Here is a 25,303-nt window from a genome sequence, read left to right as displayed (position 1 = left end):
CGCATACGTACATGCGGTGACAGACGGACTGAGCGAGGAGCGCACGTGGGCCTTGTCGTGCAGAAGTACGGAGGCTCCTCCGTTGCAGATGCCGAGGGCATCAAGCGGGTCGCCAAGCGCATTGTGGACGCCAAGAAGAACGGCAACCAGGTGGTTGTCGTGGTGTCCGCGATGGGCGACACGACGGACGAGTTGATCGATCTCGCCGAGCAGGTATCTCCGATTCCTGCCGGACGAGAGTTCGACATGCTGCTGACCGCCGGAGAGCGGATCTCCATGGCCCTGCTGGCCATGGCGATCAAAAACCTGGGCCACGAGGCCCAGTCGTTCACGGGCAGTCAGGCCGGCGTCATCACCGACTCGGTGCACAACAAAGCCCGGATCATCGACGTCACGCCGGGGCGTATCAAGGAGTCCCTGGACGACGGCAACATCGCCATCGTCGCCGGGTTCCAGGGTGTGTCGCAGGACAAGAAGGACATCACCACGCTCGGTCGCGGTGGGTCCGACACGACGGCCGTCGCCCTGGCCGCCGCGCTCGACGCCGAGGTCTGCGAGATCTACACGGACGTCGACGGCGTGTTCACCGCCGACCCGCGCGTCGTGAAGAAGGCGCGGAAGATCGACTGGATCTCCTTCGAGGACATGCTGGAGCTCGCCAGCTCCGGTTCGAAGGTGCTGCTCCACCGCTGCGTGGAGTACGCCCGCCGCTACAACATCCCGATCCACGTGCGGTCCAGCTTCAGCGGGCTGCAGGGCACCTGGGTCAGCAACGAACCGCTCGTGAAGAAGCAAGGGGCAGAGTCCGTGGAGCAGGCGATCATCTCCGGTGTCGCGCACGACACCTCCGAGGCGAAGGTCACCGTCGTCGGCGTCCCGGACAAGCCGGGCGAGGCCGCGAAGATCTTCCGGGCCGTCGCGGACGCCGAGATCAACCTGGACATGATCGTCCAGAACGTCTCCGCCGCGTCCACCGGGCTGACGGACATCTCCTTCACGCTCCCCAAGACCGAGGGCCGCAAGGCCATCGACGCCCTGGAGAAGCAGAAGGCCAACGTCGGCTTCGAGTCCCTGCGCTACGACGACCAGATCGCCAAGATCTCCCTCGTGGGCGCCGGTATGAAGACGAACCCGGGTGTCACGGCCGGGTTCTTCGAGGCGCTGACCGACGCGGGCGTCAACATCGAGCTGATCTCCACCTCGGAGATCCGCATCTCCGTCGTCACGCGTGCCGACGACGTGAACGAGGCCGTGCGCGCCGTGCACTCCGCCTTCGGACTCGACTCGGACTCCGACGAGGCCGTGGTCTACGGAGGCACCGGCCGCTGATGGCCGAAACTCTGGCAGGGCGTCCGACGCTCGCGGTCGTGGGAGCGACCGGGAGCGTCGGCGCCGTTCTGCTGCAGATCCTGTCGCAGCACGCGGACATCTGGGGCGAGATCCGGCTGATCGCCTCGCCCCGCTCGGCCGGGCGCAAGCTCACCGTGCGCGGCGAGGAGGTCGAGGTCCTCGCGCTGGCGGAGTCCGCGCTCGACGGGGTCGACGTCGCGCTGTTCGACGTACCCGACGAGGTGGCCGCCCGGTGGGCGCCGATCGCCGTGTCCAAGGGCGCCGTCGTCGTCGACAACTCGGCCGCCTTCCGGATGGACGCCGACGTTCCGCTCGTCGTCCCCGAGGTCAATCCGCACGCCGCGCGCGTGCGGCCGCGCGGCATCGTCGCGAGCCCCAACTGCACGACCCTGTCGATGATCGTGGCGGTCGGCGCGCTGCACGCCGAGTTCGGGCTGCACGAGCTGGTCGTCTCCTCGTACCAGGCGGTGAGCGGGGCCGGCCGGGCCGGCGTCGAGACGCTGCGCGCGCAGCTCTCCCTCGTCGCGGGGATGGAACTGGGGACCAGCCCCGGTGACGTACGACGTGTCGTCGGCGACCGGACCGGGCCGTTCCCCGAGCCCGTCGCGCTGAACGTCGTGCCGTGGGCCGGGTCGCTCGCCGAGGGCGGCTACTCCTCGGAGGAGATGAAGGTGCGGGACGAGTCCCGCAAGATCCTCGGGCTGCCCGACCTGAGGGTCGCCGTGACCTGTGTCCGGGTGCCCGTCGTCACGACGCACTCCCTGACCGTCCATGCCCGCTTCCAGCGCGAGGTCACCGTGGACAAGGCGCGCGAGATCATCGCCACCGCGCCCGGCGTCGTGCTCTTCGACAACCCGGCCGCGGGGGAGTTCCCCACGCCCGCCGACGTGGTGGGCACCGACCCGACGTGGGTGGGCCGCGTGCGGCGCTCGCTCGACGATCCGGCCGGGCTCGAACTCTTCGTGTGCGGGGACAACCTGCGCAAGGGGGCCGCGCTGAACACCGTGCAGATCGCCGAACTGGTGGCGGCCGAGTTCAGCGGGGCGTGACCCCCGGCACGGCCTGTCCAGCCTTGTGTGTATCTGCCACCGTTCGTCTCCGTCCGCACTGCGGGCCGCCCCTTCCCATATTCGGATCGACTCCTAAGATCTGTGTAGGTTCTGTGTATGTGGCGCTGGTCCATACCACTTGAACCGGGGCCTTGGAGCGTTCGAAGATTCCCCTCCCCGTTCTGCAACCGCATGCAGGACGGGGAGCGTCTTTGCGGGCGCCCTTCCGAGGTGTCGTCTCGCACAGAGCAACCAAGGGCATAGGGGAAGAGCAGGTACGCATGTCGGCATTTGACGCGGCGCCAGCGGTGACGGTGGCGAAGTCTGTCGCAAATGGGGCGCCGGACGCGTACAACCCTGACGGGGGGAAGCGTGTCCAACAGTCGTGGCAGCAGAGGTACTGGAATTCACAGCGGTACAGGCGAGGGGCGCAGCGGCCCTGCGCCCACCCCTTGGTGTGCGTCGTCCCCGCGGGGGCGCGCCCGGCGGCATGCCGGTGATCGCCCCCATGCCCGCGCGCATACCGGCGCAACTGCAGGGCGCTGACGAGACGATGGCGGCCGGCACCACAGTCGATCACCTCACCGAGACGTATCGCGCCCATTACCGCTCCCTGCTGGGGCTCGCGGCGCTGCTCCTCGACGACACCGCCTCCTGCGAGGACGTCGTCCAGGAGGCGTTCATCCGCGTCCACTCGGCGCGCAAGAGAGTGCGCGACCCGGAGAAGACGCTCGCGTATCTGCGCCAGACGGTCGTGAACCTGTCGCGGTCCACGCTGCGTCGGCGCATCCTCGGCCTGAAGCTGCTCACCAAGCCGATGCCCGACATGGCGAGCGCGGAGGAGGGTGCGTACGACCTTCTGGAGCGCGACGCCCTGAAGAAGGCGCTCAAGGGCCTGCAGCGGCGCCAGCGCGAGGTCCTCGTCCTGCGCTATTTCGCGGACATGACCGAGGCTCAGGTCGCCGAGGCGCTCGGGATATCCCTCGGCTCGGTGAAGGCGTACGGCTCTCGCGGTATCGCGGCCCTGCGGGTCGCCATGGAGGAGCCGGTATGAGCCCTGCCACCCCCCGTGAGCCGGACGACTGGCCCGGTACGCACGAGCAGCACACGCAGGACCGACATGCTGGGAACTCAACTGTGAACGACGGACCCCGTCGTCCGGCCGATGCGGCGGCCGACGACGCGAGCGGCTCCGAGCCCCACGGCGGGACCGGTGCCGATTCCGGCGCCGGCCTCGGAGACGACGAACTCGCACTGCGGCGCATGATGCGGCAGGCCGTCGCGGAGATCGGCCCTCCCGGTAACACGGACGCGGCACTCGACCATCTGCGCCGGGCGGTACCGGCGCGGCGGGCCCGCAGGCGGCAGGCCACCGTCGGCGCCATCGCCGCCGGCGTCTTCGTCGCGATGGCGGTGCCCGCGGTGCTGCACGTGACGAACTCGACGACCTCCGGCGACCGGCCCTCCATCGCGGGCAACAGCACGGCGACCCAGGGCAGCGGCGGCTCGGGAAAATCCGCCGGAGCCGGCGGTCACGACTCCGCCGGCTCGCCCTCGCACTCCAAGGACAAGGGCAAGGACGGGAACAAGGGCAAGAAGGGCGACCAGGGCAAGGGCTCGGGCAGCGGCGCGACCGCGGGCACCGATCCGGCGTCCACGGCCGCCGCGTCCTCCCCGACCTGTGACGCGAACGAGCTGGGCACCCCGGTGCCGACCGTCGGCCAGCCCGACGCGGGCGGCACGGTCTACGGCTCCTTCCGCGTCACCAACACCTCCACCGACAACTGCACGGTGGACAGCGGCGGCAGCCTCGTCACCATCGCCCAGGGCGCGGCCGACCCGGCCAAGGTGAGCGTCGTCGACCACACCTCCGGCGACCGGGCGGCAGGTCTGCCCGACCCGTCGACCGAGCCGAGCCAGCTGGTGCTGGAGCCCGGCAAGGCGTACGAGGTGCGGTTCGCCTGGGTGCCGTCCGCGCCGTGCACCCCCGCGGGGGGCGGCAGCGGAGGCACCGGCGGTGGCGAGGAGCCCTCGCCCTCCCCGTCGACGAGCGGCGACACGACGCCGACGGCCGGGGACAGCGCGGACACCGCGCAGCTGGCGACGCAGTTGGGGTCAGAGGGGACCGAGGACGGCAGCGTCGTCGTGTCGCACACGGCGGAGCCCGGAGCGCCTGCCGCCGCCGCGACGATCCCCGACGCGTGTGCGGGAACCGTGTACCGGACGGGGCTGCTGCCCGCGTCGTGACCGTGAGGTCCTAGGGCCTGTCTTCACGCTCCCGTCGTCGCCCGGAGGGCGGCCTCGCGGCGTCAACGGGGTCTCCCCTGCTCGAACGGAGTTGAGAGCTTGGGAGAGCACGTGCCAGGCGTCGCGAGGCAGACGGGAGTTTGGCCCTAGGAGGTGGCCACGCCCAGCTCCGCGTCGCGGAGGGCTTCGGCCTCCCGGCGGACCAGGCGGAACCACATGAAGACCACGAAGCCCGCGAAGACGAACCATTCGCCGGTGTAGCCGAGGTTCTGGAACGCCTTCAGGTCCAGGCCGCTGCCCGAGGGGGCGGTGGCCGGGACCGCCGTCATGGTGGCGTCCGCCTTGTCGAGCGTGACCCAGGCGTCGTAGACGTCGTACGGCACGACGTTCACCAGGGACGCCGCGCTGATCATGCCGAGCTGACCGGAGGGCAGGCCGCCGGCCGCGGTCACCCCGTTCGAGCCCTGCGACTCGGACGCCTGGAGCGCGCCGACCACCGTGACGTCGCCCTTCGGCGGGGCGGGCGCCTTCGCGGCGGACGCCGTGCCGGGCAGCCAGCCGCGGACCACCGGCAGCGCCTTGCCGGTGCCGTCGACCTTGAGCAGCGTCACGACGTAGTAGCCGTCGCGGCCGTCCAGGTCGCGGTTCGGGACCAGGAGCTGCTTGGCGTAGTGGCCGGTCGTGGTGGCCCGCTTGCCGGAGGTCTCGGTGGTGACGGGCAGCAGCGAGGCGAGCGGCTCGGCCGCGGCCTTCTTGTCCGTCCTGGTCTGTTCCGTCGCGGACCGGTGGTCCTGCACCCGGTCCTCGAAACGGCCGAGCTGCCACGAGCCCATGAAGACGCAGAAGGGGATCGCGAGCAGCACGAAGAGGTGGATCCCCAGCCAGCGGGGGGTCAGCAGGAACCGGTACACGCCTTCCACGGTACGGGTCCGATATAAAGCCCTTTCCTGCGACCCCCCACCTCATGCCGGGCGGGACGTACGGCCGGCCGCGGTGTCAGCTCGGCAAGTGGCGCCGCGCGAAGTCCAGTTCGAGCGCGACCTGCTTGATGCGCTCGTCGACGACGAGGGAGCCGTGCCCGGCGTCGTACCGGTACACCTCGTGCACGGCGTCGCGGGCCGCGAGCCGGGCCACGTAGTTGTCGATCTGGCGGATCGGGCAGCGCGGGTCGTTGAGCCCCGCCGAGAGGTAGACCGGGGCCTTCACGTCGTCGACGTACGTGAGCGGGGACGACGCCGTGAAGCGGTCCGGCACCTCCTCGGGGGAGCCGCCGAAGAGCGTGCGGTCGAGGGCCTTGAGGGCCTCCATCTCGTCCTCGTACGCCGTGACGTAGTCCGCGACCGGGACCGCCGCGAGGCCCACCGCCCAGGCGCCCGGCTGGGTGCCGAGGCCGAGCAGGGTGAGGTAGCCGCCCCAGGAGCCGCCGGCCAGGACGAGACGCTCGGGGTCGGCGAGGCCGGACGTGACCGCCCACTCCCGCACCGCCGCGATGTCCTCCAGCTCGATCAGGCCGACGCGGTGCTTGAGCGCGTCCGTCCACTCCCGGCCGTAGCCGGTCGAGCCGCGGTAGTTGACCCGGACCACCGCGTACCCGTGGTCGATCCAGGCCGCCGGGCCCGCCGCGAAGGAGTCCGAGTCGTGCCAGGTGGGGCCGCCGTGGATCTCGAAGACGGTGGGCAGCGGGCCGCTCGCGCCCGCCGGCTTCTGTACGAGGGCGTGGATGCGGCCGCCGGGACCCTCCACCCACACGTCCTCCACCGGCACGGACGCGGGGGCGCGCGGGCCGGGCGGATCGAGGACGACGTCGCCCGTGGTCGAGCGGACGACCGGCGGCTGGGCTGCCGACGACCACAGGTACTCGACGCTGCCGTCGGGCCGGACCGTGGCGCCGGAGACCGTGCCGGGCGGGGTGTCGATCTTCGTCAGCGCGCCGGTCGCGAACTCGTACCGCCACAGGTCGCCGCGGGCCTCGAACTCGTGGGCGATCAGCAGGGCCGAGCCGTCCTGGTACCACTCCGCCGACACGTCGCCCGGCAGGTCGAGGGCGAGGTCGGTCTGCTCGCCGGAGGCGATGTCCCACACCATCGGCTCCCAGCGGCCGCGCCGCTGGTGCCCGACGAGGAGCCGGGTGTCGCCCTCCACGGGCGCGAAGCCGAGCACTTCGAGGCCCAGCTCCTCCTCGCCGCCCCTGGTGTCGTCGAGCTCGGCGACGGTCGACCCGTCGAGCCGGACGACGCGCAGCGCCGAGTGCATCGCGTCGCCGTGCTCGGTGTGCTCGATCGCGATCAGGGTGCCGTCGTGGCTCAGGTCGCCGACGCCCGCGGACTCGCGGTGCCGGTAGATCTCCACGGGCTCGTCGGAACCCGGCCGCACGACATGGATCGTCGTCCCGTCCTCGTCCGTGGACCGGCCGACGACCGCCGTGTGCCCGTCGCGGCCGATGGCGAGCCCCGCCGGGTAGGAGGGCTCCAGGCCCGGGACCGCCTCGGTGTCCGGGCCGCCGGCGAAGGGCTGGCGCAGCCAGACGCCGAACTCGTCCCCGTCCTTGTCGTTGAACCACCAGATCCACGCGCCGTCGGGGGAGAGCACCCCGTCCGTCGTCCCGTTCGCCCGGTCCGTCGCCCGGCGCTGGGTGTCCGTCGCCCGGTCCCACGCGTAGAGCTCGTACGTCCCCGTGGCGTTCGACACGAACAGGGAGTGGTCCGGGGCGTCCTCGGCCCAGTCGGGCAGGGACACCCGCGGCGCCCGGAAACGCTTCTCCCAGTCGGGCATGGACCCGTTGCTGTCACTCATGGCCCCCATAGTGCCTGCCCGCACCGCCCGGACAAGACCCTCCGGCGATCGAGGAACGGGGCCGGGGAGGGGTTCCGTGGCCCAGGACAGGCGCTCGTGCCCGGAGCCTGGCAGGTGACCTGGCCTCGGGGCGCGGTGAAAACGCAGGGCGGGCACGGCGTGACCCGGCCGGGGGGTGGGTTCCGAGGGGAGCGGCCGGGTCCGCCCGCAGGTGCTCCCGCTGAGCTTGTGCCTGCCATGCGCCGACGGGCGCGCAGAGAGCCGCGATGGAGGATGAACAGCACCGACATCGCTCATCCGTGCGTCCCCCGGTACGCCGACGGTGAAGGGAATGTACGCCCGCGAGCACCGCCCCGGAATACCTCGCGCATATATCTGTGAAACCGGGTTGCGGAGTGATGCCGTCCGTCGGCCGGGAGGCACGTGCCGCATGCCCATGGTCCTGCCGGCGCCCCGAGTGGCGGACCCCGGCCGTCCGGGTGAGGCTGGCCGGGTGACCCGGGGGCGGCGACGGGAGACGTGAGCGATGTTCGAAAGCCTCGGGCGGTTCGTGGTCCGCAGGCCCTGGTGGGTCATCCTCGGCTGGGTCGTCGTGGCGGCCGCCGTGATCTCCCTGGCCCCCAAGCTGACCTCCAGCTCCGACGAGGCGAGCTTCCTGCCCGACTCCTACGAGTCGATCGAGGCGTCCGCCGTCCAGGAGTCCGAGTTCCCCAAGCAGCAGAACATCGGCGCCGTCATCGTCTTCCAGCGCGCCGACGGCAAGCGGATGACCGCCGCCGACTCCGCCGAAGTCATCCGCGTATCGCGGGAGTTGACGGCCAAGGACATCCCGAAGGTGGAGGCCGTCGTCCCCGGACAGCCGTCCCCGAACCGGCTCGTCCAGACCTCGATGGTCGCCATGCCGAAGCTGACGGACCCCGCCGACACGTCCGAGCAGGACGCGGTGAAGACCCTGCGCACCGACCTCCAGCAGGCGATCGACGGCACGGACCTCACGGCCGGCGTCACCGGCTCCGCCGCCACCGCCCTCGACGAGTCCGAGGCCTCCGAGCGCGCGGGCCTCCTCGTCGGCGTCGGCACGATCGTCATCATCGTCGTGCTGCTCCTGCTGATCTTCCGCAGCCCCATCATCGCGCTGCTCCCGGTGGTTCTGATCGGCCTCATCTCGCCGCTCGCGACCGGCCTGATCGCCTCCGCCAACAAGGCGTTCGACATGAAGGCGGACTCCTCGATCCAGGAACTGCTCACCGTCGTCCTGTTCGGCGTCGGCACGGACTACATCCTGTTCCTGCTGTTCAGATACCGCGAGGCGCTCCGGGCGGGGGAGGACCCCAAGAGCGGCATGGTGCACGCCGTGGAACGGGTCGGCGAAGCCATCACCTCGGCGGCCGGCGCGGTCATCGTCGCCTTCGCCGCGCTCGCGCTCTCCACCCTCGGCATGCTCAGGTCGATGGGCCCGGCCCTCGCCATCGCCGTGTTCGTGACCCTGTGCGCGGGCCTGACCCTCGTCCCGGCCGTGGTCTCCCTCCTCGGCACCAAGGTCTTCTGGCCCTCCAAGTCCTGGCAGCGCGAACCGCAGGGCGCGGGCTTCGCCAAGCTCGGCGCCTCGATCGCCCGCCGGCCCGCCGTGTGGGCCCTGGTGTCGGCGCTCTTCATGGGCGTACTGGCCCTGGGCGCCCTCGGCTACAAGGCCAACTTCGACCTGTCGACGTCCTCCCTGCCCAAGACGAAGGAGTCGATGGTCGCCCTGCAGAACCTGGAGAAGGGCTTCCCCGCGGGCACGACCGACCCGACGAGCGTCTACCTGACGTCGACGTCGGCGGACACGCCCCTGACGGCGGCCATGACGGCGGAGTTCCGGAAGTCCCTGGCCGATGTCGACGGCGTCGGCACGGTCTCCGCCGCCACGCCGAGCAAGGACGGCACCGCCGCGGCCTTCAGCGTCGTACTCGACGATCCGCCCGCCTCCGAAGCGGCGATGGACACGGTCAAGGACGACCTGCGCCCGGCCGCCCACGCGGACGCGCCGGAGGGGACGCGGGCGCTGGTCGGCGGCATCACCGCGGTGTACGTCGACATCAACAAGGCGGTGGACCGGGACTATTCGGTGGTCTTCCCCGTCGCCGCGCTCTGCATCATGGTCATCCTCGGACTGCTCCTGCGCAGCCTGGTCGCGCCCTGGTACCTGATGGTGTCGGTGGCGCTCGGCTTCGGCGCGACGCTCGGGGCGACGTCCTTCCTCTTCACGCAGATCGGCAGTCAGCCGGGGCTGATGTTCATGCTCCCGGTGATCATGTACTTGTTCGTGGTCGCGCTCGGCACGGACTACAACATCCTGATGGTGTCCCGGCTGCGCGAGGAGGCCCGCGCGGGCAGGAGCCCGCACGAGGCGGCGGGCACGGCGGTGCGGCACTCCGGGCCGACGATCGCCTCGGCGGGCGTCATCCTGGCCGGCACCTTCGCGACGCTGATGCTGGCCGGCAACTCCACGCTCTCCCAGATGGGGTTCGCGCTGTCCTTCGGCATCGTGATCGCGGCGTTCGTGATGGCGATGGTGTTCACCCCGGCCCTGACGGCCCTGATCGGCCACGCGGCGTGGTGGCCGGGCCATGGGGACCGTCACAAGTAGTGGTGCGGGTTACGTCGTGGCTGGTCGCGCAGTTCCCCGCGCCCCTGAAAGATCCGCGTCTGCCCCACGGGCGCTTCGTCGCGATCCGACGGCCGGTGGCCCTGCTTCGCGCAGTTCCCCGCGCCCCTGAGGCATGCGCTCCGCGCAGCCTCCCCTGGGCGAGCGAAGCTCGCTTCAGGGGCGCGGGGAACGGCGCGAGAAGTCCCCACCGGCCGTCACGCGTCGACGAAGCCGGCTTTCAGGGGCGCGGGGCTGTGCCGATCAGCGGCTCCGCCGCGGGGCGCGAGAAGTCCCCACCGGGCCGCACCCGCTGAACAAGCGCACCCGGCAGGCGCGAAGGTGCCGGCCGCCACCACCCGCACCCGGCGAACAAGCGCACCCGGCAGGCGCGAAGGTGCCGGCCGCCACCACCCGCACCCGCTGAACAAGCGCACCCGGCACACGCGAAAGTGCCGGCCCCCCCACCCGCACCCGGCGGAGCCCTACGCGCCGCCCACCATCAGCATCCGCACCACGATCCCGGCCACTCCCGCACCCCCGACCCCGAGGAACAACGCCCCGGCAACCACCCGTGCCCGCAGCACCCGGTACCGCTCCTCGTACTCCCCGCGCAACGAACCGGCCCGCCCGACCGCCTCCCGCCACAGCTCCCGCCGAAGGCTCAAGTAGGCGTCGACATAGGCCCGTTGGACATCCTCCGCCTGCGTCTCGGTCAGCCAAGGAACCCGTTCCGTGAACCGGTGGGCCGCGACCCGCCCCTCCGCACGCGCGGCCTCCACCATCAAGTAGCCCTCGATCTCCCGGATCACCGCGCACCCCGCACCAGCTCGGGCTCGGGCTCAGCGGCAGCGCCACCGTGCCGCAGATCGAACGCCGGCGACTCCGACCGGATCCGCGGCAGCGCGACGAAGTTGTGCCGCGGCGGCGGACACGACGTCACCCACTCCAGTGAACGCCCGTACCCCCAGGGGTCATTGGTCTCCACCGGCACCCCGTACTGCGCGGTCCGCCACACGTTGTAGAGGAACGGCAGGAACGACATGCCGAGGACGAACGAGAAGATCGTCGAGACCGTGTTGAGCCCGGTGAGACCCTCCACCGCAAGATAGTCGGGCACCCGCCGCAGCATGCCCCGCGCACCCAGCCAGTGCTGCACGAGAAACGTCCCGTGGAACCCGACGAACAGCGTCCAGAACGTCACCTTCCCCAGCCGCTCGTCGAGCATCTTCCCCGTGAACTTCGGCCACCAGAAATGGAATCCGGAGAACATCGCGAAGACGACGGTCCCGAAGATGACGTAATGGAAGTGCGCCACCACGAAATACGTCTCGCCCACATGGAAGTCGAGCGGCGGCGCCGCCAGGATCACGCCCGTGAGCCCGCCGAACGCGAAAGTGATCAGGAACCCGATCGCGTAGAGCATCGGTGTCTCGAACGACAGCGAGCCCTGCCACATCGTCCCGATCCAGTTGAAGAACTTGACCCCCGTGGGCACCGCGATCAGGAACGTCATGAAGGAGAAGAAGGGGAGCAGCACCCCGCCCGTGACGTACATGTGGTGCGCCCACACCGTCACCGAGAGCCCCGCGATCGCGATCGTCGCGCCCACCAGACCCTGGTAGCCGAACATCGGCTTGCGGCTGAACACCGGGATCACCTCCGAGATGATCCCGAAGAACGGCAGCGCGATGATGTACACCTCCGGATGCCCGAAGAACCAGAAGAGGTGCTGCCACAACAACGCGCCGCCGTTCGCGGCGTCGAAGACGTGCGCCCCGAATTTCCGGTCCGCCTCGAGCGCGAACAGCGCGGCGGCCAGCACGGGGAAGGCGAGCAGCACGAGGACGCCCGTCAGCAGCACGTTCCACGTGAAGATCGGCAGCCGGAACATCGTCATTCCCGGCGCGCGCATGCACACGATCGTCGTGATGAAGTTGACCGACCCGAGGATCGTGCCGAACCCGGAGAACGCCAGACCCATGATCCACATGTCGGCGCCGATACCCGGCGAATGGACGGCGTCCGACAGCGGCGCGTACGCGAACCAGCCGAAATCCGCCGCCCCTTGCGGGGTGAGGAATCCGCCGACCGCGATCAGTGAACCCAGCAGATAGAGCCAGTACGCGAACATGTTCAGCCGCGGGAAGGCCACATCGGGCGCCCCGATCTGCAACGGCATGATCCAGTTCGCGAACCCGGCGAACAGCGGCGTCGCGAACATCAGCAGCATGATCGTGCCGTGCATCGTGAACGCCTGGTTGAACTGCTCGTTCGACATGATCTGGGTTCCTGGGCGGGCCAGTTCGGCCCGCATGAACAGGGCGAGCACCCCGCCCAGACAGAAGAACCCGAACGCCGTGACCAGATACAGCGTGCCGATGGTCTTGTGATCGGTGGTGGTCAGCCACCGCACCGCCTTGAAGCCTTTCGTCCCTCTCATGCCCGGTACGTGTCCGGGCCCGCCCCGCGCGTCACGGCGCACCCCCGCCGGAAAACTCACACACCCCACCTGTGAACATCGGGGCACAGCCGGACACCTACGGTCCATGAGCACGGACGCATCACGAGCAGCGACAGCACCCGCATGAGTACGAGGACGAACCCGACGGACGACGCCTTCGCGGCGGCCTACCGCGCCCACTACTGGGCCGTCAGCCGCTTCGTGGCGCGCCGCCTCGACCCCGGCGCCGCCCACGAGGTCGAGGAGGTCGTCGCCGACGTCTTCTCCATAGCGTGGCGGCGCCGCGCGGAACTCCCGCCCGAGACGCCGCTGCCCTGGCTGTACGCCGTCGCCCGCAACTGCCTCGCCAACACCGTGCGGGGCCTCGGCCGCCGGCGCCGCCTGCTCGACCGCATCGGCCACCACGAGACGGCCCACCGCCGGCACGTCGTCGCGGGCCCCGACACCGAGGCGCCCGGCGCCTGGATCCACGAGGCCCTCGCCCGCCTGAACCCCGCCGACCAGGAGGCCCTGCGCCTGACCACCTGGGAGGAGCTCGGCGTCGACGAACTGGCCGTCGCCCTGGAGTGCAGCCGCGGCGCCGCCGCGATGCGCCTGCACCGGGCCCGGCGCCGCCTCCGTGCCGAGATCGACCGGATGAACATGACCGTGACCGCAGGAGACCGCGCCCGTGACTGACTACCCGCGCCACGACGGCACCTGGGACGACCTCGACGAGCTGGCGCTGCTCCGCGCCGCGAACCCCGTCCCCGCCGGCGACCCCCGCTACGCCGACGGCCGCCCCCTGCACCACACCGCCGAACGCGCCCTGAACCAGCTCCTGCACCGCGGCCGGCGCGCCCGCCGCACCCTCGTGCTGCGCGCCGAGGCCGCCGTGTGCGCGGTCGCCGCGCTGCTCGTCCTCGGACTCTCCTACGTGGCCGCGCCCCCGGCGACGGCCGCCCCAGCCCCGCTGGACCTCCGCACCCCGGCGTCCGCGCTGCCGCTCACCACCCTCGCCGCCCGCGCCGACGCCGCCGCCCGCGACGGCCGGCCCGCGCTGCGCGAAGGCGCCCGCGTCCACACCTGGGAACCGGGGCGCGACGCCCCCCGCGTCCAGGCGCGGACCCGCACCACGCCCTCGCCGCACGCCGCCGACGTCCTGCGCCGCGACCTCGACGCCCTGCGCCACGACGGCACCCCTCAACTCCTCGACGCCGTGGACGAGTTGCTCGACACGTGGACGCTCGGCGCCCGGGAGTCCGCCGCGCTGGCCCGGGTCCTCGCCGACGCCGACGGGCTCGAACCGGCCGGCGCGGTCACCGACCGGCTCGGCCGGTCCGGCCAGGCGTACGTCTACGCGGACCGGGACACCGGGGTGCGGCGCATGCTGATCCTGGCGCCGGGGGACGGCCGCGTCCTGGGCCTGGAGGCGATCCGCACGGAGTCGGGGGACGTGCTGGCGTACAGCGCGTGGCAGAGGTAGGGCGGGTTCGCCTTCGTGTGCGGGTCCGGTGGGGGCTGTGCCGATCAGCGGCTCCGCCGCGGGGCGTGAGAAGCCCCCACCGGCCCGCAGCCGAACCGCAGGTCACCGCAACCCGTGCCGCCGCGCCACCATCCGCTCGGCCGCGCCGCGCGACAGCACCCGCCGCAACGCGAAGACGACCGGCGCATTGCTCCCCACCGCGTACAGCGGCCGGGGCCGCCCCGCCTCCACCGCGGAGACCACCTTCGCGGCGACCTTCTCCGCGGAGATCCCGTTCGCCTCGTTGCGGTTGAGCGCGGCGAGCATCGTGTCGTACGCGGCCCGGAACGGCGACCCGTCCGCCACGTACTGCGTGCGCCGCTCGCTGATGCCGGTGGCGATCGAGCCGGGCTCGACGGTCGTGATGCCGACCCCGTACGGCGCGTACTCCCGCCGCGCCGCGAGCGCGAACCCCTTGATCGCGGCCTTCGACGCGACGTACGACGAGCGGTAGGCGAGCGGGAAGCTGGCCAGCATCGAACCGACCATGACGACCCGCCCGCGCCGCCGCTCCCGCATCCCGGGCAGCAGCAGCTGGCTGAGCCGCACGGCCCCGAACACGTTGAGCTGGAAGAGCCGCCGCACGGCGTCCATCGGCAGCTCCTCGAAGGGCCCGCTCTGCGACTCGCCGGCGTTGTTGATCAGCACGTCGACGTCCCCGGCCGCCGCCGCGCACGCCTCGATGCTCGCCTCGTCGGAGAGGTCGAGCGCGAGGTAAGTGACGCCTCGCACCGGGGCGTTGACCTTCTCCGGGTTGCGGCTGGTCCCGTACACCTTGTATCCGCGTGCCACCAGCGCGGCGGCGACGGCCGCCCCGATGCCCGACGACGCGCCCGTCACCAGCGCCGTGCCCCGGGCGCTCACGCGAGGCTCCGTGCCAGCGCGCGGCCCGCGGCCCGGCCGGAGAAGATGCAGCCGCCGAGGAAGGTGCCTTCGAGCGCGTTGTACCCGTGGACGCCGCCACCGCCGAACCCGGCGACCTCCCCGGCCGCGTACAGCCCGTCGAAGACGGAGCCGTCCTCGTGCACGACCTGCGAGTCGAGGTTCGTCTCCAGGCCGCCGAGCGTCTTGCGGGTCAGGACGTGCAGCCGTACGGCGATCAGCGGGCCCTGCGCCGGGTCGAGCAGGCGGTGCGGCTTGGCGACGCGCGTGATGCGGTCGAACAGGTACGAGCGCGCGTTGCGCACGGCCATGAGCTGGAGGTCCTTGGAGTAGCCGTTGCCGACCTCCCGGTCCCGGGCGACGATCTCCCGCTCGACCTGCTCGTAGTCCAGGGGAGTCGACGGGGTGAGCTCGTTCATCCCCGCCACCAGGTCCTTCAGGTTCTCGCGCACGACGAAGTCCTCGCCGTGGTCGAGGAACGCCTGCACCGGGCCCGGCGCCCCCTTCTTCACCCGCTGCAGCACGAGCTTCAGGTCCTTGCCGGTGATGTCGGGGTTCTGTTCGCTGCCGGAGAGCGCGAACTCCTTCTCCACGATGGCCCGGGTCAGGATGAACCAGGTGTGGTCGTGGCCCGTCCCCGTGATGTGCTTGAGCGTGGCGAGCGTGTCGTGCCCGGGGAAGAGGGGCGCGGGCAGCCGCTGCCCGGTGGCGTCCAGCCACAGCGACGACGGACCCGGGATGATCCGGATCCCGTGGCCGGGCCAGATCGGGTCCCAGTTCTTCAGGCCCTCCGTGTAGTGCCACATGCGGTCGCGGTTGACGACGGAGGCCCCGGCGCCCTCGGTGATCTCGATCATCCGCCCGTCGACGTACGCGGGAACGCCCGTCACCATCGACTCGGGCGCGGCGCCCATCCGCTCGACGGGCCAGTTCTTCCTGACCAGTTCGTGGTTGCCGCCGATGCCGCCGGAGGTGACGACGACGGCCCGCGCCCGCAGCTCGAAGTCGCCGACGACCTCGCGGGACGAGGCGACACCGCGCGGCTCGTCCGAGGGCGCGAGCAGCGAGCCGCGCACGCCGACCGCCTTGCCGTCCTCCACGATCAACTCGTCCACCTGGTGGCGGTACTTGAAGGTGACCAGGCCGCGCTCGGCCGCCTCCATCACCGGCTCCCGGAACACCCGCACGACCTCCGGGCCCGTGCCCCAGGTGAGGTGGAAGCGGGGCACGGAGTTGCCGTGCCCGGTCGCGGTGCCGGCGCCGCGCTCGGCCCAGCCGACGTTCGGAGTGACCTTGAGCCCGAGCCCGTACAGGTAGTCGCGCTTCTCCCCGGCCGCGAACCGCACGTACGCCTCGGCCCACTTGCGCGGCCAGCGGTCCTCGACCTCCCGGTCGAAACCGGCGGAGCCCATCCAGTCGGCGAGGGCCAGCTCGTAGGAGTCCTTGATGCCCATGCGGCGCTGCTCGGGGCTGTCGACGAGGAAGAGCCCGCCGAGCGACCAGAAGGCCTGCCCGCCCAGGTTGGCCGCGTTCTCCTGGTCGACGAGCACCACCCGCTTGCCCGCCTTGGTGAGTTCGTACGTGGCGACGAGCCCCGCGAGCCCGGCTCCCACGACGATGACATCGGCACTGGCGTCACTCACGGTTGCTCCCTCGGTGTGCTGTAGGCGTTGAGTACGTTCATGAACAGGGCCTGCCTGCGTTCCCGTACGGCGGTGTCGCCGGGCCGCATCAGTACCTGCACGGAGGTTCCGTCGTGCACGGCCACCAGGGCGTCACCGAGGGCCTGTTCATCGGTGACGCGCCGTCCGAGCCGGGCCAGGGCGGCCGCGAACACCGGCAGGATCGCGTCCCGGATCGCGGTCTCCCGGGCGGCCATCACCCGGCGCAGGCCCGGATTGCGCAGCGCGTGCGCGGTGAACTCGGCGGTGATCCGGTACCAGGCGTCGTCCACCGGTGTGGCGTCGACGGCGGCCCGCACCGCGGCCTCGGGGTCACGGGGGTCGATCCCGGCGAGGGCAGCCCGCACATCGTCGAGCATCCGCGCCGAGCGCTCCTCCCACAAGGCCAGGAACAGTTCGTCGAGGGAGGAGAAGTTCGAGTAGAAGGCGCCGCGCGTGAACCCGGCTCGCTCACAGACCTGTTCGACGGTGGAGCGGCCGAAGCCCTCCTCGGCGAACACCTGGAACGCGGCGTCGAGCAGCCGCTGCCGGGTGCGGGCACGCCGTTTGGTCACCGTGCCGGGCATCCTCACCTCGCTCGGACATGTAGGCGGATACGCAAATGGATACAGGAACGTATTCGATACGTTCCTGTATCCACAAGGGTCCGGCGAGAGTCCCGCGTCCCGGCTCAGCCGGTGAAGATCTCGATGAACGACCAGGCGGCGAGCACCAGCATGCAGACACCGCCCACCCGCTGCACCGTCTTCAGCGGCACGCGCTTGGCGATGAACCGGCCCGCGATCAGCGCGAGGCCCGAGACGGAGATCAGCGCGGCGAACGAACCGATGGCGGTCGACCACGTCCCGTTCGTGGCGGCCAGGTTGGCGGTGGTGATCTGGGTGAGGTCGCCCCACTCGCCGATGAACACGGCCATGAAGGCGGTGCCGAAGACGGGCCAGAAGCCGGTCACGGTCTTCGCGCCCGCCTCGTCGTCGCCGTCCTCGTCGTCGCCGCCCTTGAGCAGCATGTAGGCGCCGAACAGGAACATCAGGCCGGAGACCAGCTTCACGCTCCAGCCGGGCAGCAGGCTGAGCAGCGAACCGGCGCCGACCGCGATGGCGACGTGCACGGCGAACGCGGCGGACGTCCCGAACCAGACGTACAGGGGCTTCATCCGGGTGCCCATGGCCAGCGAGGCGAACATGGTCTTGTCCGGGAGTTCGGCGAGGAAGATCAGGCCGAAGGCGGTGACGATCGCCAGGGGATCGAGATGCATGGGTGGTCGGGTCTCTCTGTACGGGCCGCGCCCGGGCCCGTGAACCCACCCGCTCCGGGGGACCACTCGACCCGGCAGCGGCACATGGGCAGGCTGCCTGGTCGAAGGTCTCGCCCGCCCTCACCGCGGTGCGGCGTGGGCCCGGCCACCGGGAGCCGGGGCTCCAGTGTGTCGACGACCGGTTCGCGGGGCTACTCCCCTTCGCTTACGCCATCCAGGGTACAGGGGGAGCCCGGGAGCCGCACGCCGCGCGTGCCGTCGGCCTTCCGCACGGCAACCGAGCGAAGCGGCCGCGGCCGTTCGAGTGCAGTTGCGTAACTCGCCGTAATCGCCTCCTTCCTCACATAAGCGAAGTGTGTGAAGTTCGCAACATTGATCACTGTGGGTCACTGTGGAGGCGGCCATGCGCGGCGCGAGAGACCTGTTCCGACGATTGCGGGTGCCACGGCGTGCTCCTGTCCTGGGAACGGCGTTGCTGTCGGTGCTCGCCGTCGTGGCGGCGCCGCTGCCGGTGTTCGGCGCGGCGGGCGCGGCCCCCGCACAGCCGGCACGCGCGGCCGCGGCCCCGGTTCCTGCGGAGCCGACCGAGGTCTACAAGGAGGACTTCGAGAACCCGCCCGCGGCTCCGGCGCTGCTCTCGGGCTACACCGGTGCCCCGCCGCGGAACATGACGTACACGGCGGACCCGGGCTGGCTCAAGGGCTGCAACGGCTGGGTGCTGAACAAGGCCGACTCGGCCGGGTACGCGCCCGGCACCGCCGACTGCGGCTCGTGGTGGAACTCGACCCGCGAGCTGGCCAACGTGCTGGGTCAGCTGAACGGGTCGGCGAACGCCGACAAGAACCACGCGGTGGCCGCCTTCACCGTCACGGCTCCCAGGGCGAACTCGGTCGAGTTCGAGACGAAGAACCCCATCGACGTCACCCCCGGCCGCTTCTACACCTTCTCGGTCTCCTCCGCGGCCTACAACTGCGGTGTCTCGGGACCGCAGTTGAAGTTCTTCCTGATGGACGGGACGACGGCGATCTCCACGTCGTCGAAGGCCATCAACCCGTGCACCGACCCCGGCGCGAGGACCATCGGCAGCGCGAAGGCGGTGCACACGACCAGTGACGCCCCCGTGCTGTTCAACGGCAGCACGCTGGGCGTGCGCATGGTGAACGCCAACGGCAGCAACGCCGGGAACGACGCGGCCTTCGACGACATCCAGGTCCTGGACGTCACCCCGCGCGTGGACAAGGCGTTCACCCCCGCGGTCGCGGCGACGGGCGGCACGTCCACGCTGACGTTCACCGTCACCAACACCTCGGACCTGCGGGCGAAGAAGGGCTGGTCCTTCAAGGACAGCCTGCCCGCGGGCCTGACCGTCGCCGACCCGCCCGCCACCAGGACGACCTGCGCCAACGGCTCGGTCACGGAGGGGACGGGCAGCAACTCGCTGGCGCTCAAGGGCGACCTGACCGACGGGCAGTCCTCCTGCACGCTGAGCGTGGACGTCACGGCGGCCAAGGGCACGTACAAGAACTGCCCGGAGAACATCGGCGACGTGAAGGGGCTGGACGGGCCCACGGAGTGCGCGACCGTCACCTTCGCCGACCCCCGGTACACGATCACCAAGACCTCCACGCCGGCCTCCGGCGCGCAGGCGAAGCCGGGCGACAAGGTCGGCTACACGGTGACCGTGGAGAACACGGGACCGGTTCCCCTGACGGCCCCGGTCACCGACGACCTCACCGCCGTCCTCGACGACGCGACGTACAACAACGACGCCAAGTCCACGACGAGTACGCCGAGTTGGGCCTCGCCGAAGCTCACGTGGTCGGGGAGACTCGACCCCGGGGCGAAGGTCACGCTCACGTACTCCGTGACGCTGAAGGACCCGGCGACCGGTGACGGGAAGGCCACCAACAAGGTGACCGGCTCGTCCGTCTCCAACTGCGTCACCGGCAAGGAGGACGGCTGCACCACCACGGTCACCGTCGACAAGCCACCGCGCGGCGGCTACTGCACGGACGTCGCGTACCTGTCGCAGTACCTCGGCGGGAAGACCGGCCTGTACGCGGTCGACCTCGTCACCGGCGCGCAGACCCAGGTGGCCGAGACATCGCCCGGCGCGTCGATCGGCTACAGCCCGCTCGACGGCGCGGTCTACGGCGTCAGCACGGACGGGAAGCTCGGCCGCTACAACCCGGCGACCGGCTCGCTCACGACCACCGACGTCAAGGGCTGGCCCGGGGGCAGCACCCCCACGGCCAACTCGGCGGCGAACTCGGTCGACGGCTCCCTGCTGTACGTCCGCGACTACGGCAGCGGCAACCTGTACACGATCGACATCGACCCGGCGAGCCCGACCTACTCGTCGGTCGTCAGGACGGTCAGGACCGACGACCTGAACGGCGGCGGCAACAGCTACGGCAACGTGGCCGACTGGGCGGTCAACCCCGCCGACGGATTCCTCTACGGCATCCTCGGCGACAACAGCACCCTGTGGCGCCTCGACCCGGCCACCGGCGACGCCACCAACCTCGGCGTCCACAAGACGCCGGTCGCGGCCTACGGCGGCGTCTGGTTCGACAACCTCGGCACCTTCTACGCGGCGAACAACGACACCGGCGTCATCTACGCGATCGACCTGTCGGCCTCGTCCGCCTCGGCCCCGATCGCCAGGGACCAGGTCCCCGACGCGTACCGGGCCGCCAAGTCCAACGCGACCACGGGCAACGACGCGGCCGGATGCCTGAAGGACTACGACTTCGGGGACGCGCCCGACTCGTACGGCACGACCAAGGGCAAGGGACCGGTCGCCGCGATCGACAAGTCCCTGACGCTCGGCCGGAACGTCTCCTCCGAGCGCCAGGCCCGCACCCCCGGCGACGACCAGGCGCTCAACGCCCTCGGCGACACCTTCGACGACGGCGTCACCACCTGGCCGAAGATCACCACGGACACGCGGTCGTACGAGGTGCCGGTCACCCTCACCAACACCACCGGCGCGGCGGCCACGCTCTCCGGCTGGGTCGACTTCGACGGCAACGGCACCTTCGACGCCGGTGAGCTGGCGTCCGTGGCCGTCCCCGCCGGGGCGACCTCGGCCCGGCTCAACTGGTCGGGGATCAGCGGGCCGAGGACCGGCGCCACGTACGCCCGGCTGTGGCTGCGGGCCGGCACGGTCACCTCGCCGAGCCCGACCGGCGACGGAGACACCTCGCGGACCGTCATCGGGGAGATCGAGGACTACCCGGTCACCGTCGAGCGGGCCCCGGTCAGCTCGATGAGGATCACCAAGTCCGCCGACCGGACCACGGTCACCCCAGGCGCCACCCTCGGCTACACGGTGACCCTCACCAACACCGGTGAGACGGCGCTCGACGACACCACCGTCACCGACGACCTGTCGAAGGTCCTCGACGACGCCACGCTCTCCGGTACGCCCACCGCGACCGGCGGCACCCTCACCGTGAACGGCACCACCGCCACCTGGACCGGCGACCTCGCCGTCGGCGCCACGGTCACCCTCACCTACACGGTCAAGGCGAAGGCGGCCGGCAGCGGCGACGGCGTCCTCGCCAACAAGGTCACCGGGCCCAGGATCTCCAACTGCCCGCCGGACTCCACCGACGCGGCCTGCACCACGACCGCCAGGCTGTCCGCGGTGGAGATCGTCAAGCGCAGCGACAACCCCGAGCCCAAGCCCGGCGACAAGGTCACCTACACGGTCACCGCCACCAACACCGGCCGCACGCCGGTCGGCGGCGCCGTCGTCGACGACCTGAGCAGGGCGCTGGACGATGCCACGTACGGCGCCGACGCCGAAGCCTCCTCCGGCCAAGTGACGTACGACGAGCCGAAGTTGACGTGGAACACCGAGATCCCCGTCGACGGGAAGGCCACGCTCACCTACTCGGTGACGCTCAAGGACCCGGCCACCGGCGACGGCTCCCTGGCCAACGCGGTCACCTCGACCCTCCCCGGCACCAACTGCCCGGAGGGCTCCACCGACCCGAAGTGCTCCACCACCACCGGGGTCCCGTCCCTGGACATCGAGAAGAGCGCGTCCGCCTCGCGGGCCGAGCCCGGCGACAAGGTCACGTACACGGTGACCGTCACCAACACCGGGAAGGCCGGGTACAAGGACGCCCTCGTCACCGACGACCTGGCGAAGGTCCTCGACGACGCCACGTACAACGGCGACGCGCGGGCCACGTCCGGTGACATCGCCTACGACCGGCCCGAGATCCACTGGCGGGGCGATGTCGCGGTCGGCGCGACGGTGACGCTCACCTACTCGGTGACCGTGGGCTCCCCGCCCCAGGGAGACAAGGTCCTGACCAACACGGTGACCGGGCCGCCCGGTTCCACCTGCGCCGACGAGTGCACCACCGAGACGCCGGTCGCGACCCTCCGGATCGCGAAGAGCGCCTCGGTGACCGAGGCCAGGCCGGGGGACACGGTCACCTACACGGTGACCGTCACCAACACCGGCAAGGCCGACTACAAGGACGCCACCTTCACCGACGACCTGTCGAAGGTCCTCGACGACGCCGCGTACCGCGCCGACGTGAAGGCGGCCGGCGGCCGGGTCACGTACAGCGCGCCGGAGGTGCGATGGACCGGTGACGTCCCGGCCGGCGAGTCGGTGACCATCACGTACTCGGTGAAGGTCGCCGACCCGCTCAAGGGCGGCAAGGGCGACCAGGAGCTGACGAACGTGGTGACCGGGCCGCCCGGTTCCACCTGCGTCGACGAGTGCACCACCGAGACGCCGGTCGCCTCCCTGGAGATCACCAAGGCCGTGCGGCCGGCCGGGTCGGCGAACCCCGGCGGCCGCGTCGACTACACCCTCACCGTCACCAACCCGAGCAAGGCCGACTACAAGGGCGCGCGGGTCACCGACGACCTGACCGAGGTCCTGGACGACGCCACGTACGAGCGGGACGCGAAGGCGAGCGACGGCACGGTCACCTACACCGAGCCGGTGCTGACCTGGACCGGCGACGTCGCCGCCGGGCGGACCGTGACGGTCACCTACTCGGTGACGGTCGACGAGGCGGCCGGCCTGGGCGACAAGGAACTGAGGAACGGCGTCACCGGTCCGCCGGGATCCGACTGCCCGGCCGGTTCCACCGACCCGAAGTGCACGACGACCGTGGGCGTCGGCACGTACGAGATCGAGAAGACCTCGGACGGCGCGAAGCCCGTCGTCCCCGGCGACAAGGTCACCTACACCGTCGTGCTGACCAACACCGGGAAGGGCACCTACCGGAACGCGACGTTCGCCGACGACCTGGCGGGCACCACCGACGACGCGACGTTCAACCGGGACGCGAAGGCGACCGGCGGCACGGTCGGGGCGACCGCCGGGGCCGTGGAGTGGAGCGGTGACATCGCCGCGGGCAGGACGGTGACGATCACCTACTCGGTGACCGTCTTCGACGACCCGGACAAGCTCGGCGACCGCACGCTCAAGAACGCGGTCGTCGGCCAGGAGGGCAGCAACTGCCCGCCGGCCGGCGGGAGCGACCCGAAGTGCTCGGTCACCGACCCCGTCGCCTCGCTCGACATCGGCAAGAGCAGCGACAACGCGGCCCCGAAGCCCGGCGACAAGGTCACGTACACGGTGACCGTCACCAACGAGAGCCCGGACGCCGCCTACCCGGACGCGGAGTTCACCGACGACCTGACGAAGGTCCTCGACGACGCCGCGTACGCCGGTGACGCCGCCGCCACCTCCGGCACCGTCTCCTACGACCGGCCGAAGCTGTCCTGGAAGGGTGACGTCCCCGCCGCCGGCACCGTCACGGTCACCTACTCCGTGACCGTCGGCACCCCGCCGGGCGGCGACAAGAAGCTGGCCAACGCGGTCACTTCGGACAGTCCGGGAACCAACTGCCCGGCCGGTTCGACCGACCCGGCGTGCGGCACCGACGCCGGTATCGCCACCCTCACGCTCAAGAAGTCCGTGTCGCCGAAGAACCCGAGGACCGGCGACACCGTCACCTACACGGTGACCGCCACGGCCGACGGCGAGGCGGACTACCCGGGCGCCACGTTCACCGACGACCTGACGAAGGTCCTCGACGACGCGGCGTACAACGACGACGCCGAGGCCACCACCGGTGCGGTGTCCTACGCCGAACCGAGGCTGACCTGGACCGGTGACCTCGCGCAGGGCGCCACGGCCACGGTGACCTACTCGTTCACCGTCTCCGGTCCCGGTGACGGCGACGGCCGGTACGTCAACGGCGTGGTCGGCCCGCCCGGCTCCAACTGCCGCGAGGGCGGCACCGACCCGGACTGCGTGAGCGTCCTGCCCAGCCCCGAGTACGACTTCGGGGACGCGCCGGACAGCTACCGGACCACCCGGTCGCGCGGCGGCGCGTTCCACGAGATCGTCCCCGGCCTGCGGATCGGCGGCACCGTCGCCCCGGACCGGGACGGCCACCCGCACGCGAAGGCCGGTGACGACGCGGACGACGACGGCCTGCGCACCGTCACGGTGTACCAGCACCAGGACCGGTACACCGTGAACGTGCCGGTGACCAACGAGACCGGCCGCGACGCCACCCTCGCCCTGTGGATCGACAAGGACGAGGACGGCACCTTCGACGACGACGAGGTGGTCACCGCGACCGTCCCGGCGGGCGCCACCGACTGCCCGCTGACCGTGACCGGCATGTCCGGGACGGCCGCGGGGACGACGTTCGCCCGGCTGCGGCTCTTCGGCGACGACAGCGCGGCGGCCGCGAGCCGGGCGCTGAGGGCGGCCACCGAGCCGGTCCGCCCGACCGGATTCGGCGGGCCCGGCGAGGTCGAGGACTACACGGTCGTCGTCGAACCCGCCCACCTGAAGATCGTCAAGACGGCGTCCGCGACCGAGGTGAAGCCCGGCGACAAGGTGACCTACACCGTCACCGTCGCCTCCAGCGGCCCCGGCGCGTACTCCGGCGCGACGTTCACCGACGACCTCACCGAGGTCCTCGACGACGCCGCGTACAACGACGACGCCGAGGCCACCGCGGGCGAGGTCTCCTACGCCGAGCCGAAGGTGACCTGGTCGGGCGAGGTGCCGGCCGGGGAGACCGTCACCGTCACCTACTCCGTCACCGTGGCGGACCCGGTGCGCGGCGACCGGAAGCTGGCCAACGTCGTCACCGGGCCCACCGGATCCACCTGTGAACCCGGCTCGTCCGACGCCGGCTGCACCACCACGACCGAGGTGCCTCCGGCCCCGGGGCAGCCCGTGCCGACCCCGACCCCGACTCCGGGCGGCAACCCGCCCGGTACGACCCCCGACCACCCGGCACCGCCCGCCGCGAGCCTGCCGGACACCGGCTCGTCCGCGGCCACCACGGTGTTCGTCGCCCTGGCCGGAGCCCTCGCACTGGCCCTCGGCGTGCTCCTGATGGTCGCCGTGCGCCGAGGCCGCAGGAACGCGGGGTAGGGCGGGG

The 25,303-nt window shown here is 71.3% G+C and carries 16 protein-coding genes; 8 read left to right on the top strand and 8 right to left on the bottom strand.

Going from position 1 to position 25,303, the window contains the following annotated elements:
• Positions 1-45 precede the first annotated feature (45 nt).
• The 4 genes from B072_RS0106925 to B072_RS0106910 all read left to right on the top strand — a co-directional run bounded on the left by B072_RS0106925 (position 46) and on the right by B072_RS0106910 (position 4,646).
• Positions 46-1,329, top strand: a complete 1,284-nt coding sequence (locus B072_RS0106925) for an aspartate kinase (RefSeq protein ID WP_018529212.1) — start codon at positions 46-48, stop codon at positions 1,327-1,329.
• Positions 1,329-2,399: an aspartate-semialdehyde dehydrogenase gene (locus B072_RS0106920; protein ID WP_018529211.1), complete on the top strand. Its 1,071-nt coding sequence runs from the start codon at positions 1,329-1,331 to the stop codon at positions 2,397-2,399. The genes B072_RS0106925 and B072_RS0106920 overlap by 1 nt, the downstream gene beginning before the upstream one ends.
• A 490-nt stretch (positions 2,400-2,889) precedes the next feature.
• Positions 2,890-3,453, top strand: a complete 564-nt coding sequence (locus tag B072_RS0106915) for a SigE family RNA polymerase sigma factor (protein WP_018529210.1) — start codon at positions 2,890-2,892, stop codon at positions 3,451-3,453.
• An 83-nt stretch (positions 3,454-3,536) separates the two neighbouring features.
• Entirely contained in the window at positions 3,537-4,646 is a 1,110-nt protein-coding gene (locus tag B072_RS0106910; protein ID WP_018529209.1) for a hypothetical protein, read from the top strand.
• Between the two features lie 146 nt (positions 4,647-4,792).
• Here the strand turns inward: B072_RS0106910 and B072_RS0106905 are convergent, their stop codons facing one another.
• Positions 4,793-5,557 (bottom strand): SURF1 family protein, encoded by a 765-nt coding sequence (locus B072_RS0106905; protein ID WP_018529208.1) that lies wholly within the window; start codon positions 5,555-5,557, stop codon positions 4,793-4,795.
• 85 nt (positions 5,558-5,642) lie between these two features.
• Positions 5,643-7,439, bottom strand: a complete 1,797-nt coding sequence (locus B072_RS0106900; RefSeq protein ID WP_026245527.1) for a prolyl oligopeptidase family serine peptidase — start codon at positions 7,437-7,439, stop codon at positions 5,643-5,645.
• Positions 7,440-7,965: 526 nt separating this feature from the next.
• On the opposite strand from B072_RS0106900, the gene B072_RS42645 reads away from it, so the two are divergent.
• Positions 7,966-10,068 (top strand): MMPL family transporter, encoded by a 2,103-nt coding sequence (locus B072_RS42645; protein ID WP_018529206.1) that lies wholly within the window; start codon positions 7,966-7,968, stop codon positions 10,066-10,068.
• Between the two features lie 482 nt (positions 10,069-10,550).
• Here B072_RS42645 and B072_RS0106890 read toward each other — a convergent pair whose 3' ends face one another.
• On the bottom strand, positions 10,551-10,877 hold the full coding sequence (locus B072_RS0106890; protein WP_018529205.1) for a hypothetical protein: 327 nt from the start codon (positions 10,875-10,877) through the stop codon (positions 10,551-10,553).
• The gene (gene ctaD, locus B072_RS0106885) at positions 10,874-12,508 is read right to left on the bottom strand and encodes a cytochrome c oxidase subunit I (protein ID WP_026245526.1); all 1,635 of its coding nucleotides are present in this window, start codon (positions 12,506-12,508) and stop codon (positions 10,874-10,876) included. The genes B072_RS0106890 and ctaD overlap by 4 nt, the downstream gene beginning before the upstream one ends.
• A gap of 144 nt (positions 12,509-12,652) precedes the next feature.
• Between ctaD and B072_RS0106880 the strand changes: the two genes are divergently transcribed.
• Together B072_RS0106880 and B072_RS0106875 are read left to right on the top strand one after the other, a co-directional pair.
• Entirely contained in the window at positions 12,653-13,207 is a 555-nt protein-coding gene (locus tag B072_RS0106880; protein WP_018529203.1) for an RNA polymerase sigma factor, read from the top strand.
• On the top strand, positions 13,200-13,994 hold the full coding sequence (locus tag B072_RS0106875) for a hypothetical protein (RefSeq protein WP_018529202.1): 795 nt from the start codon (positions 13,200-13,202) through the stop codon (positions 13,992-13,994). The genes B072_RS0106880 and B072_RS0106875 overlap by 8 nt, the downstream gene beginning before the upstream one ends.
• 102 nt (positions 13,995-14,096) lie before the next feature.
• Here B072_RS0106875 and B072_RS0106870 read toward each other — a convergent pair whose 3' ends face one another.
• The 4 genes from B072_RS0106870 to B072_RS0106855 all read right to left on the bottom strand — a co-directional run bounded on the left by B072_RS0106870 (position 14,097) and on the right by B072_RS0106855 (position 17,855).
• Positions 14,097-14,897 carry an SDR family oxidoreductase gene (locus B072_RS0106870; RefSeq protein WP_018529201.1) on the bottom strand — a complete coding sequence of 267 codons (801 nt, stop codon included), beginning with the start codon at positions 14,895-14,897 and terminating at the stop codon, positions 14,097-14,099.
• Positions 14,894-16,558: an FAD-binding dehydrogenase gene (locus B072_RS0106865; RefSeq protein ID WP_018529200.1), complete on the bottom strand. Its 1,665-nt coding sequence runs from the start codon at positions 16,556-16,558 to the stop codon at positions 14,894-14,896. Before B072_RS0106865 ends, B072_RS0106870 begins: the two co-directional genes overlap by 4 nt.
• Positions 16,555-17,151: a TetR/AcrR family transcriptional regulator gene (locus B072_RS0106860; protein ID WP_234018810.1), complete on the bottom strand. Its 597-nt coding sequence runs from the start codon at positions 17,149-17,151 to the stop codon at positions 16,555-16,557. Before B072_RS0106860 ends, B072_RS0106865 begins: the two co-directional genes overlap by 4 nt.
• Positions 17,152-17,267: 116 nt before the next feature.
• Positions 17,268-17,855 carry a TMEM165/GDT1 family protein gene (locus tag B072_RS0106855; RefSeq protein ID WP_018529198.1) on the bottom strand — a complete coding sequence of 196 codons (588 nt, stop codon included), beginning with the start codon at positions 17,853-17,855 and terminating at the stop codon, positions 17,268-17,270.
• A 403-nt stretch (positions 17,856-18,258) separates the two neighbouring features.
• Here B072_RS0106855 and B072_RS45445 point away from each other — a divergent pair, with 403 nt between their 5' ends.
• Entirely contained in the window at positions 18,259-25,296 is a 7,038-nt protein-coding gene (locus B072_RS45445) for an isopeptide-forming domain-containing fimbrial protein (RefSeq protein ID WP_078506322.1), read from the top strand.
• Positions 25,297-25,303 lie beyond the last annotated feature (7 nt).

The organism is Streptomyces sp. HmicA12 (genome assembly GCF_000373565.1).
Lineage (GTDB): Bacteria > Actinomycetota > Actinomycetes > Streptomycetales > Streptomycetaceae > Streptomyces.
This window is presented reverse-complemented; position numbering and strand designations above follow the sequence as displayed.

Coding starts and splice junctions, on each gene's coding strand:
- B072_RS0106920 (WP_018529211.1), top strand. CDS start 1,329: ATGGCCGAAACTCTGGCAGGGCGTCCGACGCTCGCGGTCGTGGGAGCG.
- B072_RS0106915 (WP_018529210.1), top strand. CDS start 2,890: ATGCCGGTGATCGCCCCCATGCCCGCGCGCATACCGGCGCAACTGCAG.
- B072_RS0106900 (WP_026245527.1), bottom strand. CDS start 7,439: ATGAGTGACAGCAACGGGTCCATGCCCGACTGGGAGAAGCGTTTCCGG.
- B072_RS42645 (WP_018529206.1), top strand. CDS start 7,966: ATGTTCGAAAGCCTCGGGCGGTTCGTGGTCCGCAGGCCCTGGTGGGTC.
- ctaD (WP_026245526.1), bottom strand. CDS start 12,508: ATGAGAGGGACGAAAGGCTTCAAGGCGGTGCGGTGGCTGACCACCACC.
- B072_RS0106880 (WP_018529203.1), top strand. CDS start 12,653: ATGAGTACGAGGACGAACCCGACGGACGACGCCTTCGCGGCGGCCTAC.
- B072_RS0106855 (WP_018529198.1), bottom strand. CDS start 17,855: ATGCATCTCGATCCCCTGGCGATCGTCACCGCCTTCGGCCTGATCTTC.
- B072_RS45445 (WP_078506322.1), top strand. CDS start 18,259: ATGCGCGGCGCGAGAGACCTGTTCCGACGATTGCGGGTGCCACGGCGT.